We start from the raw sequence: 15843 nt of genomic DNA on the forward strand, positions 1-15843 counted from the left end.
TGGGGGCTAACCCTTTAAATCCCTGACCCGCTTGCGCCGGCTCTGCTCCTTGCGCTCTTTTTTCCTGCGGGTGGTCTTTTTCTCTTTTTTCTCAACAATTCTTTCGGCAAGCTTGCTTTTTCCCGAAAAATCGATCTTGCCGGTTTTGGCCCGGAACAAAAGCCGGATGGGCGTATGCTCAAGTTCAGCCATCTCACGGATCTGGTTGACAAGATAGCGGTGGTAGGAAAAATGAACGGCATCTGGATAGTTGACAAAACAGACAATGGTCGGTGGTTTGACCGCAACCTGGGTGGCATAAAAAAACTTCAGGCGTTTGCCCTTGTGCATGGGCGGTTCAGACCGGAAAATGGCATCCTCGACAATCCGGTTCAACAGCCCGGTGTTGATCCGGTAGGCGTACTGGGCATGGATCTTTTCAACCATTGCAAGAATTTTGTGGGTGCGAAACCCCGTAAGGGCCGAGATGGTCATGGCAGGGGCAAACGAAAGAAATTTTGACTTGGTCCTGAGGTCCTCCATGAACCGCCGCTGGTCCTTTCGATCCTCGTCAAGCAGATCCCATTTATTGATGAGAAACAAGGCACCACACCCCCGGTCCTGGGCATAGCCTGCGATGGTGATGTCCTGGTCCGTGACGCCTTCGTCGGCATCAATGAGAATCAGGGCAACGTCACACTGGTCAAGACTCTTGAGGGATTTAAGAATCGAATATTTCTCTATCCTCTCCCGCACCTTTCCCTTGCGCCGAATGCCTGCCGTGTCAATCAGTCGGAACCGCCTGCCGTTGCGCTCAATGGAAAGGTCCACGGAATCCCGTGTGGTTCCCGGGACATGGCTTACCACAACCCTGGACTTGCCAAACAAACGGTTTATAAGGGAAGATTTGCCCACGTTGGGCCTGCCTGCCACGGCAATGCAGATCTCCTGTTCGGAAGCATCCGGCTCCCCCTGTTCTGATCCAGCCTGGGGTTCAACCACGGGCTCAGGTGCCGGGAAAAGCGCCACCATATCATCCAGAAAAGGTTCGACCCCGATGCCGTGCTCTGCGCTCATGGGGTAAAACTTTTCAATGCCGAGGGAGTAGAATTCAAGAAGTTCCTCCCGCTGCTTATGGTTCTCGACCTTGTTGACAAGGAAAAACACCGGTTTGGATGTCCGCCTCAGGATATCGGCAAGGTCCCTGTCAAAGGGAGAGATACCTGCCCTGCCGTCAAGTACAAGGGCGACAATATCCGCATCTTCAATGGCCAATTCCACATGGCCCCTGATCTCCCTGGCAAAGAAGTCGTCATCGGACAGAAGAAAACCGCCCGTGTCCACCAGGGTAAACGGGCGCTCGTTCCACACGGCATCCACATAATGCCTGTCCCTGGTAACCCCGGGGAAATCGTCCACCAGGGCATTTCTCGACCGGGTGATTCGATTAAAAAGGGTGGATTTTCCCACATTGGGCCGGCCCACGAGGGCAACAACGGGTTTCATCGGTAAAACCTCCAAACCAAAAAAACAGACCGATCATCCCTTAGCAGGACAAAGTGCCCTGGGGGTCTGAAAACGTCTGTTTAATATAGGGTAAACACATTGATTTTAAAAGATGGCGTCCCCAAGGGGATTCGAACCCCTGTCGCCGCCGTGAAAGGGCGGTGTCCTGGACCGGGCTAGACGATGGGGACGCAACATCATTTTTTTTGTGGTGGGCCGTACTGGGCTCGAACCAGTGACTCTCTGCTTAAAAGGCAGATACTCTGCCGACTGAGTTAACGGCCCTCACAAAAACAAAGAACTTTTAAAGCTTTATGAAACTTTTGTCAACACCTTTTTTCAACAGACCCTATTTTTTCCAGAATTCCGGCACAAAAAGAACGATCACCGTATAGATCTCAAGCCGACCAAGCAGCATGCACCATATGAGAATCCACTTGCCGGCAGCAGAGATATGGGCAAAGTTATCCACCGGTCCCACGGTTCCAAACCCGGGACCAATATTGCCGATACAGGCGGCAACGGCCCCGAACGAGGAGACCATGTCCATGCCAAGGGCCGCGAGACAAAGACTGCTGAACACAAAGAGCCCCATGTAAAGGGCCAGGAACCCCATGATACTCCTCAGCACAGAATCCGGCACCACGGCAGCATTAAGCTTCACCTGGACAATACTCCGGGGATGAACCAGGACAAAGAGTTCCCTGTAGCAATACTTGAAGCAGACCATGACCCTGGCACACTTCATACCACCGCCGGTGGAGCCGGCCGAGGCACCAATGAACATGCAGATAAAGATGATGGCCTGGCTCAACCCCGGCCAGGTTTCATAATCGGCCGTGGCAAACCCGGTTGTGGTGACAATGGAAACCACCTGGAACGAGGCGTATTGAAACGCCTTGCCAAAACTGTCATACACCGTGCCGTGGATGTTAAAGGCGATCACAAGGGATAGGACCAGGCACAACCCGAGAAAAAAACGGCATTCGGAATCCCGCCAGAAGATAAGGGTTCTTCCCCTGAGCATCTGGTAGTGCAGGGAAAAGTTGATTCCGGCAATGACCATGAAAACAACCACCACATAGTCCAGATAGGCGCTGTCATAATGGGCCATGGAGGTGTTTTTTGTCGAGAACCCGCCCGTTGGCATGGTGGTGAGTGTGTGACACAGGGCGTCGTAAAAATCCATACCTCCGGCCAGAAGAAAAATCACCTCTGCAACTGAAATAAGGGCATACAGATACCAGAGGATCTTGGCAGAATCACTGAGTCGGGGGGTCAGTTTATCTGGAACGGGGCTTGGCACCTCTGCCTTGAACAACTGCATCCCGCCCACACCGAGAAAGGGCAGGATGGCAAGGCTCAAAACAATGATCCCCATACCCCCGAGCCACTGGATAAAGCTTCGCCAGAACAAAAGGCTCCTGGAAAGCCCCTCGATGTTGGTCAGCACGGACGAGCCTGTGGTGGTAAACCCGGATACGGATTCAAAAAAGGCGTCGGTAAAATGGGGCAGCCCATCGCCCAGATAAAAGGGAAGCGCACCAAAGAGCCCCATGACTGTCCAGCCAAGGGCAACAATGGCTATCCCCTCCCTTGGGCTGATATAGTCAATGGTTGGCCTTCTTGAGCCAAAATAAAGCAGCAGACCAGCGGCAATGGTGACACCCATGGACTCAATCAGGGCAACAAGGCTGGTATCTGCGTAAATGAGACTGCAAACCAGGGTAAAAACCATGGAGAGACCCAGGAAAACCAGCAAAATCCCGATCACATTGGCAATGTAAGGCCAGCGCATTTAAAAGAACTCCAGCTTGACGGTAAGGAGCTTCTCAAGCTTTTTAACGGCCTGGCGCTGGGCAAAGAGAATGATTCTGTCGTCGGGTGCCACAACACTCTCGCCGGTGGGGATGATGATCTCATCATTGCGGATAATGCAGACCAGCAGGGCTCCCTTGGGGAACGAGAGCTTTTTAAGCGGTCGTCTTGTGATATCCGAGGTGGCAAGGGCAACGGCCTCAATCACCTCAGCATCCTCACCAAGCACGGCAACCGCAGAAAGAATTTTTCCCTTTCTGATCTCCTGAAGAATGGAGCTGATGGCAGAAAGCCTTGGACTGACCATTTTTTCCAGTCCAATGGCGGACATGAGGGGAAAATAGCTGAACTTGCTCACCTTGGTGATGGTGGCTTTGGCCCCCAGGTTTTTTGCAAGCAGTGATGTTAAAATATTGGTCTCTTCATCATGGGTGAGGGTCACCACCACATCGGTATCCCCCACATTCTCCTCGAGCAGCAGTTTCTGATCCGACCCGTCCCCGTGGAGCACAACGGTTTTGTTCATCTTCTGGGACAGCACATTGCACCGTTCAAGGTTTGATTCGATGATCTTTGTGTGGATGAATTCTCGCTCAAGGGCCTCGGCAAGGCGCTTGCCAATGCGACCGCCTCCCACGATTATCACCCGTTTCAGGGGCTGGTTCGCATTGGGGTTAAAGAGCTTGACCGTGTCGGCAAGCCGCTTTTTTTCACTGATAAAATAAACCAGATCCCCGGGTCGAAGTACATTATCGCCCCTGGGTACGATGAGTTCATCGTTCCTGACCACCGCCGCAATCAGGGGTCTTGCATCCCCAAAAACCATGGGAAAATCCAGGAGTCTAACCCCAGCCATGGGAGAATCTTTTTCAAGGCGTATCCCCACAAAATTGACCCGGCCCTCGGCAAATTCACCCACATCAACGGCACCCGGCACCCGCATGAGCCTCTGGATGGTCTTGACCACCTCGATTTCCGGGTTGATCACCGTATCAATATGGGGGGCTTCTGTTTTAAACACCTCGTGGAAATCATCAAAACCTGCCCCCCTGATACGGGCAAGTTTCTTGGTGCTCGGGGAAAGAAGGTTGGCAGACAGACAGGCCACAAGATTTGCCTCATCGCTGTTGGTTACAGCCAGCAGAATCTCGGCATCCCGGATACCGGCATCGGCCAGAACCCTGGGGGAACTGCCCGAAGCCAGAATCACCTGGACATCCAGATCCTCAGACACCCTTCGAACGGCCTCAGGATCCTTGTCAATGACCACCACATCCTTATCTTCAAAGGCAAGACGGCTGGCAATGTGATATCCCACCTCCCCTGCCCCAACGATGATAATTTTCAAAATCTCACTCCTGTTCTAAAGTCTATGGAATGGGCAAGATTTACACTATGGCATCCCGGGTGTCAATCCTTGGGGATTATGAACGATGTATCACGTCACCCTATATTTCAAGGACCTCCTCCCGGCTCTCAACCGTTTCATCCCCGTTGGCTTCATCTTCCTGCCCACGGATTTCAAACCGCTGGCGAATCTTTTCAAGGGAGATAAGTTCTCCTTTTCGGGCAGACGGCGTGAGAAAAGACTTCAGCTTTCGTTCAAGCATCCGGGGATGGAGATCCCCTGCAATGGCAGCCACACCTTCGGTGATGATCTTCTGGAGCATGAGCTCCTTGGCCGTTCTTTCCCTGATATTGGCGGCAAAGGGCAGGAAGAAAAAATTGGCAAGGACAATGCCGTAGAGGGTGGAGGTCAGGGCAATAGGAACCGTTGACATGATCATTGCAGAATCACCCACACCGGCAATCGTACCAATGAGCCCGACAACGCTTCCCACCAGTCCAAAGGCCGGGGCCACCTCGGCCATGGTCTGGAGCACCCGGCTGGTTTCTTCCCTTCTGAGCCTGAAAAAAAACATCTCGGCATTCAAGGATTCCCGGATCTGGGCTGGAGAAAACCCGTCCACCATGAACCCGATGGCCTGGCGCAGAAAAACAATGGTGGTCTCGCCCTCGTCCCGCTGGAGGGACAAAAGCCCCTTGAGTCTTCGCTTGACCGACAGATCCACCAGGATTTCCACAATGTCATCGGGATTTCTCATCTCCCGGGTGTAGGAAGCCCACAGCACCCGGACAAGAATCACCAGGCGCTCCATCCTGTAACTGATCAGCGTGGCACCAAAGGTCCCCCCCATAACAATGACAAAACCAGACAGGTTAAGGTAAAGCCCGGTATTGCCGTGGATGGCAAACCCCATCAGAAAAAGTGAAAAGCAGACGATCAACCCCCAAATATTTTGCTTGCCGTGCTCCAGAAACGAGCGTGCGCTGGAATCATCCATTGTTGTCTCCTTCAGAATTAAATTGCGACCCTTCTGAATAGGGTCTTTCTTTCATTAAAACGATCTCCACCCGCCGGTTAAGGGACCTGTTGTGGGCCGTATTGTTTGGTCGGAGCGGTTGGAGCCAGGCATGGCCGGACACAAAGAATCTTTCTTCGGGCAATTGCGCCTCTTTAATCAAAAATCTTGCCACCCGGCAGGCCCTTGCCGTTGAAAGTTCCCAGTTTGTCGGGTATTGCTCAGAATGGTTGGGCATGTCGTCGGTGTGGCCGATCACATTGACAACAAACGAATTCTCCTGGAGAATCCTGCCGATCTGTCGGAGCCGCCACTGGGCCTGGGGCTTTAAGTCGGCCTTGCCCAGATCAAAAAACAGATCCCCTGCAAGGGAAATCCTGACAGCCCGGTCCGCCACCAACTCTACACTTGCGCTGTCATCCACAAACTCATCCAGGACCGCCTGCCGTGTCTGGGTAAAGACATCAGACGGGCTGGCATTCAGACTGTTTTCAACGATCTTTCCGCTACCTGAATCAGACACTAAATTAGTACCAGGTCCCGGGCCGAACTCAAGCTCCCTGCTGCCAGCCTGGTAAACATACATCACCACAAACAGTATAAACATGGTCATCATCAGATCCGACCAGGAAACCGACCACCCCCCCCGCCGGGGGGTCTCAAAGGAAAAAAGGAGATTTTCTGAAAAAGGATCGAATCCCTGGCCAGACACCCCTTCTCTCCCCCCCCCATTTAAAGGGGTATTATTCAAATTGTTTTTGCTCCCACTATTACCATTGGATTCCTTGTCCATAGACCTACTCCAAAATGATTGCAATTACTTACACTGCCAAAACAAGTTATCTTTTCATCGACACCATGGAACAGGTTCTTTAATCAGCCCAAACAACCGAACTCCTGGTCTCTAACAAAAACTCAACCGTAAAACTACTTTGCAACAAATGCGCCTCGTACAAAAAAAATACTGATTTCACCTGCCCCTCCAATCAAGGGGAGGACAATGAAACCGTGGAAAGGCTCGAAATAGTTCCATTCAAATAGATTGTACAAAAAAACACCCAACGCAGTTTTTCGGTATGCTTATTGCTTTTTTAAATCAATTATATGAGACTATATCAACAAATGGGGCAAAAAATTCCGGTGTTTCCCAAAACACGCCACAACATGAAAGGATTTTCCATGGAGATCTCAAGAAACCGTTCTTTTTTTGACATCAGGCCTAACATTTGTCATTTTATTGACAACAAAGGTGGGATCTCCCCAAACAACATCAGGCCGATTGGCGTACCGGCTTAAAAAATCACCACATTCACTTACATAAAAGGCTCTTTTTTCAACAAAAGAGATTCAGGATATTGGACAGAAAACCGAAACCATAAATCAGAGAAAACACCTTTATATGAAACACCCACCGAGGCATCACCTGTGGAGAGATTTCAAATAACGTTGTTGCCAGGGTTGATAACCTTCTCCGGTCATGCCGGTTATATAGATTTACAGGTGACAGCATGGTGCTTTCAAAGACAAACAGTCAACGAATCAGGCAAAGGATCTTGAAACCATGTTAAACAACAAATCAATCTTAATTACCGGCGGGACAGGTTCCTTTGGAAAGCACTATACAAAAACCCTTCTCAACCGTTTCAAGCCAAAACGCATTGTCATCTTTTCCAGGGATGAACTCAAACAGTTTGAAATGCAGCAAATATTCAATCAGGAGTGCATGCGCTACTTTATCGGGGATGTCCGGGACAGGGACCGCTTGAAAATGGCAATGAATGGCATTGATTACGTCATTCATGCAGCAGCCTTAAAGCAGGTTCCTGCTGCCGAATACAATCCCACAGAATGCATAAAAACAAATATTGCGGGGGCTGAAAATGTTATCCATGCAGCCCTTGACAACGATGTTGAAAAGGTGATCGCCCTTTCCACGGACAAGGCGGCAAATCCCATCAATCTTTATGGTGCTACAAAACTGTGTTCGGACAAACTTTTTGTGGCGGCCAACAACTTTGCCGGCAACAAACGCACCATTTTTTCTGCAGTAAGATATGGAAATGTTGTGGGTTCCAGGGGATCTGTGGTTCCTTTCTTTCAGCGGCTGATTGATGAGAAAAGCGATCACCTCCCAGTAACAGACCAGAGGATGACCCGATTCTGGATCACCCTGCAGCAGGGTGTGGATTTTGTAATAAAAAATTTCCAACGCATGTCAGGAGGGGAAATATATGTGCCAAAGATCCCCTCTGTAAAAATAACAGATCTTGCAACTGCCATGGCTCCTGACCTTCCCCAGAAGATTGTTGGAATCCGTCCTGGAGAAAAACTCCATGAGATAATGTGCCCAGGGGATGACTCCCATCGTACGATTGAATTCAAAGACCACTATGTTATCCTGCCGGCAATAACTTTCCGGGGTATACAAGGAGACCCTGCAATTAACCAACTTGGTGAAAAAGGTGAGTTTGTTCAACAGGGTTTTGAATACAACTCAGGCACAAACACCCATTTTCTAACAAGAGCTGAAATACTCGATTATAACAAGGCGGAGATACAATGATCTCCCAGAAATCAGCAGAAAACTACATTCCATATGGCCGCCAGTCAATCGATGAAGAAGATATCCAAGCGGTTGTTAATATTCTCAAGTCTGACTGGCTGACAACCGGCCCGCAAATAGAGAAATTTGAGAAAGCATTTTGCTCTTTTACAAACGCAAATGAGGCAGTGGCTGTTTCGAGCGGAACAGCAGCACTCCATGCGGCCATGAATGCAATTAATATCCAACCTGGAGACGAAGTCATTGTTCCTCCAATGACCTTTGCAGCAACTGCAAACGCTGTTGTCTACCAGGGAGGGACCCCTGTATTTGCAGATGTCTTACCGGATACCCTATTAATTAACCCCGAAGAGGTAAAGAAAAAAATCACCTCCAGGACAAAGGCAATCATTGCAGTGGACTATGCAGGGCAGTCCTGCGATTACGATGCACTAAGATTCATCTCCGACAAACACAAACTCTATCTTATTACCGATGCCTGTCACGCACTTGGCGGAAGGTATAAAGGCAGAAAAATAGGTTCGCTTGCTGATCTTACACTCTTCAGCTTTCATCCTGTAAAGCATATCACAACAGGCGAAGGCGGCATGATAACCTGCTCCGATTCAACGCTTGCGGCAAAAATGAAGACATTTCGGAACCATGGCATAACAACGGATCAACACAGACGCTCCATGGAAGGAACATGGTATTACGAAATGGAAAGCCTTGGCTATAATTATAGAATAACCGATATACAATGCGCCCTGGGGCTCAGCCAGTTAAAGAAACTGGATGGCTGGATTAAAAACCGTAATTGGATTGCAAGAAAATATGACAAAGCTTTTTCAGAAGAAGAATCCATCTCCCCCCTTAAAGTAATGAAAGAGATGGTTCATGCATACCATCTTTATGTCATCAAGCTTCCAGACAGGAAACTAAGGGATACTGTTTACAAGGAAATGCATAGACATAACATCGGAGTCAATGTTCATTACATTCCTGTACATCTGCATCCCTATTATAGAAAAACATTTAATACCTCACAGGGACTTTGTCCCGTTGCCGAGGATGCCTTTCAAAGGATTCTTTCCCTGCCCATGCATCCAAAAATCAACAATACCGATATAAAGCGTATAGTCACAGAGTTAACCAACGCCATAGAAAAGAACAGATGACAAGTAGCTCACAAAACGAATGGCTAATAATTCGAGCGGATGCAGACGCCCATATGGGAACAGGCCATATCATGCGTTGCATTGCTCTTGCACAGGCATGGCAGGACAGGGGTGGAAAAGTTGTTTTTTTAAGCCATGTAGAAGGGAAAAGTCTGCAAGAAAGAATATTAAGCCAAGGTTTTGAATTATTTTCCATCAACGCCCCCTGGCCAAACCCAAAAGATCTTGAAAACGTTGGAGCTTTCTTCAAAGCGCATAACATCAACAATAAAAGCTGGATAATCCTTGACGGTTATCATTTTACCCCTGAATACCAGCTGGCAATAAAAAACACAGGATGCAGAATTCTGATCATCGATGACATGGCGCATCATCTCTCATATCATTGTAAAATAATACTCAACCCCAATTTCCATACAAAAATTAGAAATTACAACTATGACCCTCTCACCATTATCCTCCTGGGTCCACAATATGCCTTGCTTAGAAAAGAATTCTTAAGCAAGAAAACAGCTAAAACAACAAAAGAAATAAAAGAAAAGGCCAGACATATTCTGGTTACGATGGGTGGTGCAGACCCTCAGAATGTAACCTTGACCATAATAAATGCCCTGAAAAAGATTAATCGAAAGAATCTGAAAGTTCGGGTTATTATCGGCCAGATTAATAGAAACCGAAAACTATTCGAAAAAGATACCTTAGAGCTACCAGACACGATTAAGCTGATAAGCGATGTAATAAATATGCCAGATCTCATGGAATGGGCGGATATCGTAATAACCGCCGGTGGCAGCACCTGCTGGGAGCTTGCATTTATGGGAACCCCCTTTGCTGCAGTCTGCATAGCGGAAAATCAAAAAAAAAATCTCAATTATTTTTCAAAAATCTTATCTATCATAAACCTTGGAGACGCCACTCAATTAACGGACATAACTGCTTTTAAAGGAATCCTTAAATTAATTGACAACAAAAAAACAAGAGAGGAAATTTCCCTAAAAGCCACAAACTTGATTGACGGGAAAGGAGCAACTCGTGTAGTGAACAAAATGCTGTTTTTAGGCTTAAAATTAAGATCCGTAACTCTGGATGATTGTCACCAAGTTTTTCTTTGGTCAAATGACCCTGTAGTACGCAACGCTTCGTTTAGCTCATCCTTGATTTCTTGGGAAGAGCACAAGGCATGGTTTGACAGAAAGCTCAAAAGCACTGATACAATTCACTTTATTGCAAATCACAGCAACGGAGAATCAGCCGGACAGGTACGTTTTGAGATAAAAAAAGATTCAGCCATTATTTCCATTTGTATTGATGCAAAATTGAGGGGACAAGGTCTGGGCACATATTTGATTGAACAATCATGCAAAAGACTATTTTTTCTGAGGCCTGTAAATTCAATTATTGCCCAGATAAAGATAGATAACCTGAGTTCCATAACATCTTTCAAAAATGCCGGTTTCAAAGAACAAAAACAGATTAAAATCAATAAAATTCCAGCCATTACTATGACATTTAAAGGGATAGAATAAAAGCATGAAGCCTTTAATCAAAATCAAGGACAAATACATCGGCACCCAAAAACCTGTTTATATTATAGCGGAAATGTCGGCAAACCATAACCAGAATTTTGATAAGGCAGTCAATATAATAAAAGCTGCAGAAAGAACCGGTGCCGATGCCATAAAGTTACAGACCTATACTCCAGATACCCTAACCATAGATTGCGACAGGGATGAATTTAAAATAAAGGGTTCTCTCTGGAAAGGAAAGAACCTTTATAACCTCTATAAAGAAGCATATACACCATGGGAGTGGCACCCCAGGCTTAAAGCAATAGCAGAGGATATGGGGCTCGATTTTTTTTCCACCCCTTTTGATGAAACTGCGGTTGATTTCCTTTCCAATATGGATATTCCGGCCTTTAAAGTTGCATCCTTTGAAATTGTTGACCTGCCGCTATTGAGAAAAATAGCACAAACAGGAAAACCAATCATCATGTCGACAGGCATGGCCACACTGGCGGAGATAGACGAGGCAGTATACACCATTCGTGAAGCTGGAAACGACAATATTGCCCTTCTAAAATGCACAAGCGCCTACCCTGCCCTTCCAGAGGAAATGGATCTAAAGACAATCCCCCATCTGGGCCGAGCCTTTGGTGTTCCGTGCGGAGTTTCAGATCATACCATGGGAATTGCAGTTCCTGTGGCAGCAGTAGCCTTGGGAGCCTGTATTGTTGAAAAACACCTTACCCTGAGCCGCTCTGAACAAGGCCCGGACAGTGCTTTTTCACTTGAACCCGATGAATTCAAAACCATGGTTGACGCCATAAGAACAACAGAGAAAGCCATCGGACATGTCCGGTATGGAAGAACCGAAAAAGAGAAAAAGAGCCGAAGCTTTAGGAGATCACTCTTTGTTGTTCAGGATATGAAGACTGGTGACAAATTCACTCCCGAAAATGTACGCTCAATTCGTCCTGGATTTGGCCTTCATACACGTTATATCGAAAAAATACTCGGCCGAACAGCATCATCAGAAATTTCAAAAGGAACACCTCTTTCCTGGAAGATTGTCAGATAAATGAAGCAAATATTTCGCGCAGCCATTTCAGGCCTTGGGAGTATTGCTTGGCGGTTCGACTACCAATCAGGCAGAAACAAATAGTGCCTTCCCCATGGTTATTCATATACAACAACGACAAAACTCTCCTTACCGGCGGATACTCTCCGGATAAATTGCAACGGAACCTGTTTTCAACCAGCCTGGATCTGCCCGCATATGACACCTTCGAGGAGAGGATAGGCAAAATCATTGTGAGAACCATTGAGCAAACAAGGCCAAAGCGGAGATATCCGAAAGATTTTAACAACCGGAGCGGGTGATTCCACTGGGTACCAACCGATCATAGAAAGCTTGGAAAGTTTGAAGCCGCCGAAAAAGCGCCTAAACAGTTAAAAGATATGGATTTTAAAAAATGAAGCGCTAATGAAACTAACAATAGGTGATCAATTTAATAATTTTAATTTAGCTGTCGACAATAATTAAGATATAGTCATAAGTATTAATATAAAAAAATGAATTTAACGAAATTTTATAGAAGTATGGATGCAAGGAGGAGAGAATGGATATCAACATTAGTGAAAAGGCCTGGACAACATGGCAGGGTTTAAATAAAGCCATCCAAGGTAAAGAAGTGGTCTTTTTCGGAGTATCAGATGATTGGACAGGTAAGACACTACGCAACACCCTTATCAAAGAATTTTCTTTTGTTGATAATAGTAAAACATGGCAGGGAGCAGAGTATATAGGTGCGAAAATAAAATCTCCGAAAATTTTAAAAGAAAACGTTAAAAGCCGTTATGTGATTATATCCAGCAGTGCTTATGAGTCCATATATCCTCAACTTATTGAATATGGCTTAACTCCTGGGGATAATTTTTGTATTACTCCTGCATTAAACAATTTAAAGGTTATCACGGATATCAATACACATAAAGCAAGAATACTTTTAAGTTCACCGGACCATAAAATATATTCCCAGTTAGATAATTCTAATGATGTGGGCGGCGGGTTATTTACCTATGATATACAATCGCATGAGTGCAAGAAAGTTTTGGATGGAACCTTCCATCAAATCGTAGATACCGGAAAGAGCTATTATATAGTGGATGAAATAAGAGGAATATGTGAAGTTTCAAAAGACTTTGAATTAAAGGATTCTTTTGGCGTCGAAAAGGGTGACAAACCCCATGGAGTAGCTTTTTGCCCTAAACGAGACCTTGTGTTTCTGGCACGAACCGGAAGAGATTTTATTTCCGTTTTTAATGCAAAAACCAAAAAGATAGAATTTGATATTTTGTTTTCCGGAAAAATGACTGCTGCAAAAAAACCCGGACACTGGATAAATGATATTTTTGTAAATGGTGACTATTTGTATGTGTCTTTGTTTTCTCAAACAGGTTCATCCCGGGAAGGTGTTTTTGATGGGGGTGTGTTACAGATTTCCATTGATAATCCTAAGGAAAGGCATGTGTTGATGAATGACCTCTGGCTCCCCCATTCAGTCTGTTTTTTTGATGCTGATATTTGCGTTCTTGACAGTATGAGAGGTCATTTTTACAAGACCGATAAGAATATTGTTGGAGAATTTTTTGGTTTCATCAGGGGGCTTGCTTTTGATGGTGCGTATTATTATATCGGTCAAAGTGAAACACGTTATTTCGATAGGCTGAAAGGTATTCGAAAAAATATTGGTATGTCTGCTGGTTTTTATCTGTTTGATGAAGACACAAAAGCTGCAAAATTCTTTTCAATTCCTAAATTAAGACAAGTGAGATCTTTATGTGTCATTTAGAATCATAACTTATATATGAATGGTAAGCATACTATGTTTTAGGAAAAAATATGAATCAAACAGTGAAAGAACTGCATAAAAAAAGAATGAAGTTGTGGGACGCAAGCATCTCTAATCATAAAAAATATATTGATAATCAAAATGGATTATTCAGGGATGAATTTGTTGAATATAGGAAATGCCCGGTATGCAGTCAAGATAATTACTTAAATATTTTTTTTAAAGAAGGCGGATCTTATGTCAAATGTTTGAATTGTTCCATGGTGTATCTTAATCCTGTTTTCACAGATGATGCATTAAATGATTATTATGAAAAGAATCATTCGGTTCAAGCCCAGATAGTTGAAAGCGGTGACTCTTTTTATGAGAAGATATATAATCATGGATTGAATAGTATAGAGAAAATATGTCCGCCAGGAAATATTCTTGATATTGGTTGTTCATCAGGTGTGTTTTTGGATTTATCAAAAAATAGAGGTTGGAAAACCAATGGTATTGAGTTAAATGTCCGGGAATTCAAAATGGCTCAGATGAAAGGACATTCTGTGTATAATAGTCTTATAGAGAATACAAAATTTGATAAAAAATTTAATGCAATAACTTTATGGGATGTATTCGAGCATATAAAAAATGGAAAATTTTATCTAAATATGATGAAAAAACTGCTTATGAAAAATGGAGTGATATTTTTACAAATTCCAAACTCTGATTCATTAGCTGCCAAGATATTACAAAAAAAGTGCAATATGTTTGATGGTTTGGAACACGTTAATTTATATGGTGTTAATACGATAAAATTGCTTGCAAAGAGATGTGGTTTGCGTGTGCTGGATATACAAACAGTTATACCGGAAATTGGAGTGATCAACAATTATCTCAACTACGAAGATCCTTACCTGGGAAATACAGAGAATAAGACTAACATCCCTAATTTAATAGATGAGAATGAATTAAATATAAAGTTGTTGGGATATAAATTGCAAGTAGTTTTAGGAGAGTTAAAATGAAATTTTGTAAAAAATGTGTAATGCCTGATACTAAACCTGATCTTCATTTTGATAACGAAGGCGTTTGTGATGCCTGTCGGTCTCAAGAGATGAAAAACAATAAAATTGATTGGGGAAAAAGAGAAAAAGAATTTTTATCTATTGTTAACTCACATAAAAAACATCCTGATTATGATTGTGTGATAGGTGTAAGTGGAGGAAAAGATTCAACATATATCGTAATTAAAGTTTTAGAATTGGGATTAAACCCCCTATGTATTTGTTTTGAGCCAACCATCCCCACAACGATAGGAAGAAAGAATCTGGATAATTTGAATGGATTAGGCATCGATTTAATTCATGTAAAAAGGAATCCTGTAGTATATAAAAAACTGGCAAAAGAAGCGATAAAAAGAGTTGGAGATTCTGAATGGCAAAATCATCTGGGAATTTTTACAGTGGTTCCACATTTTGCTATAAAATTTAATATCCCTCTAATTATCTGGGGAGAAAGTCCTCAAATAGAGTATGGTGGACCGGCTGCAAGTAAAAATCGAAATATTTTAGACAGACAATGGTTGGAAGAATTTGGTGGACTGCTGGGTAATCGGATCTCAGATATGATTGGTGTTGATGGGATAACAAAAAGAGATCTATCATTATATTTTTATCCTGAGGAAAAAGATATAAAAAGGGTCGGGGTGACCGGATTATTCCTGGGTTATTATTTTAAATGGGATTTAAGAAAAATTTTAAAAAAATCTATTGCTCATGGTTTTTCACCGGCTAATAGGCCTGTAGAAACAACCTATGAGAACTTTGAAAATTTGGATTGTTACAGTAATCATTTGCATGATTATTTAAAGTATCTGAAATTTGGTTTTGGCAGGGCTACTGATAATGCTTGCCTGGATATTAGGCTTGGTTATATAAGTCGAGAAGAAGGTGTACGATTAATAAACAAGTATGATGGTATACCTCCTAACCTGGACGAGCCAGAACCAAAAAGGGTTGGCCAGTGCGGTTAACCTTATTCATATGAAAATAGTATAAGTCCGGTGAACGAAAACAGGTATACCCTACGCTCATTCTCGCAGCCCGTCCATGGGCTGCTGCG

General features: G+C 44.5%; 12 protein-coding genes and 2 tRNA genes. 7 read left to right on the plus strand and 7 right to left on the minus strand.

The window, feature by feature from the left end; all coding sequences use genetic code 11:
- Positions 1 to 6 precede the first annotated feature (6 nt).
- The 7 genes from der to HRM2_RS18110 all read right to left on the minus strand — a co-directional run bounded on the left by der (position 7) and on the right by HRM2_RS18110 (position 6459).
- Complete coding sequence (gene der / locus HRM2_RS18080) at positions 7 to 1485, minus strand: ribosome biogenesis GTPase Der (RefSeq protein WP_015905472.1); 1479 nt, start codon at positions 1483 to 1485, stop codon at positions 7 to 9.
- 113 nt (positions 1486 to 1598) lie between these two features.
- Positions 1599 to 1676, minus strand: a tRNA-Glu gene (locus HRM2_RS18085).
- Between the two features lie 18 nt (positions 1677 to 1694).
- A tRNA-Lys gene (locus HRM2_RS18090) sits at positions 1695 to 1770 on the minus strand.
- A 64-nt stretch (positions 1771 to 1834) separates the two neighbouring features.
- Positions 1835 to 3283 carry a TrkH family potassium uptake protein gene (locus HRM2_RS18095; protein ID WP_015905473.1) on the minus strand — a complete coding sequence of 483 codons (1449 nt, stop codon included), beginning with the start codon at positions 3281 to 3283 and terminating at the stop codon, positions 1835 to 1837.
- Entirely contained in the window at positions 3284 to 4651 is a 1368-nt protein-coding gene (gene trkA / locus HRM2_RS18100) for a Trk system potassium transporter TrkA (RefSeq protein WP_015905474.1), read from the minus strand. It abuts the gene before it with no gap.
- 100 nt (positions 4652 to 4751) lie between these two features.
- Positions 4752 to 5648, minus strand: coding sequence for a motility protein A (locus HRM2_RS18105; protein ID WP_015905475.1), 897 nt, complete (start codon positions 5646 to 5648; stop codon positions 4752 to 4754).
- The gene (locus HRM2_RS18110; RefSeq protein WP_015905476.1) at positions 5641 to 6459 is read right to left on the minus strand and encodes an OmpA/MotB family protein; all 819 of its coding nucleotides are present in this window, start codon (positions 6457 to 6459) and stop codon (positions 5641 to 5643) included. Before HRM2_RS18110 ends, HRM2_RS18105 begins: the two co-directional genes overlap by 8 nt.
- Before the next feature lie 768 nt (positions 6460 to 7227).
- Between HRM2_RS18110 and pseB the strand changes: the two genes are divergently transcribed.
- The 7 genes from pseB to HRM2_RS18145 all read left to right on the plus strand — a co-directional run bounded on the left by pseB (position 7228) and on the right by HRM2_RS18145 (position 15754).
- Positions 7228 to 8229, plus strand: coding sequence for a UDP-N-acetylglucosamine 4,6-dehydratase (inverting) (gene pseB / locus HRM2_RS18115; RefSeq protein ID WP_015905478.1), 1002 nt, complete (start codon positions 7228 to 7230; stop codon positions 8227 to 8229).
- Positions 8226 to 9386: a UDP-4-amino-4,6-dideoxy-N-acetyl-beta-L-altrosamine transaminase gene (gene pseC, locus HRM2_RS18120; RefSeq protein WP_015905479.1), complete on the plus strand. Its 1161-nt coding sequence runs from the start codon at positions 8226 to 8228 to the stop codon at positions 9384 to 9386. Before pseB ends, pseC begins: the two co-directional genes overlap by 4 nt.
- Entirely contained in the window at positions 9383 to 10912 is a 1530-nt protein-coding gene (pseG, locus tag HRM2_RS18125) for a UDP-2,4-diacetamido-2,4,6-trideoxy-beta-L-altropyranose hydrolase (protein WP_015905480.1), read from the plus strand. The genes pseC and pseG overlap by 4 nt, the downstream gene beginning before the upstream one ends.
- Positions 10913 to 10916: 4 nt before the next feature.
- The gene (gene pseI / locus HRM2_RS18130; RefSeq protein ID WP_015905481.1) at positions 10917 to 11966 is read left to right on the plus strand and encodes a pseudaminic acid synthase; all 1050 of its coding nucleotides are present in this window, start codon (positions 10917 to 10919) and stop codon (positions 11964 to 11966) included.
- Between the two features lie 541 nt (positions 11967 to 12507).
- Positions 12508 to 13740 (plus strand): YncE family protein, encoded by a 1233-nt coding sequence (locus HRM2_RS18135; protein WP_015905482.1) that lies wholly within the window; start codon positions 12508 to 12510, stop codon positions 13738 to 13740.
- 50 nt (positions 13741 to 13790) lie between these two features.
- Positions 13791 to 14747, plus strand: coding sequence for a class I SAM-dependent methyltransferase (locus tag HRM2_RS18140; RefSeq protein ID WP_015905483.1), 957 nt, complete (start codon positions 13791 to 13793; stop codon positions 14745 to 14747).
- Positions 14744 to 15754 carry an N-acetyl sugar amidotransferase gene (locus tag HRM2_RS18145; protein ID WP_015905484.1) on the plus strand — a complete coding sequence of 337 codons (1011 nt, stop codon included), beginning with the start codon at positions 14744 to 14746 and terminating at the stop codon, positions 15752 to 15754. The genes HRM2_RS18140 and HRM2_RS18145 overlap by 4 nt, the downstream gene beginning before the upstream one ends.
- Positions 15755 to 15843: the final 89 nt, after the last annotated feature.

This window comes from Desulforapulum autotrophicum HRM2 (assembly GCF_000020365.1).
In the GTDB taxonomy this organism is placed as follows: domain Bacteria; phylum Desulfobacterota; class Desulfobacteria; order Desulfobacterales; family Desulfobacteraceae; genus Desulforapulum; species Desulforapulum autotrophicum.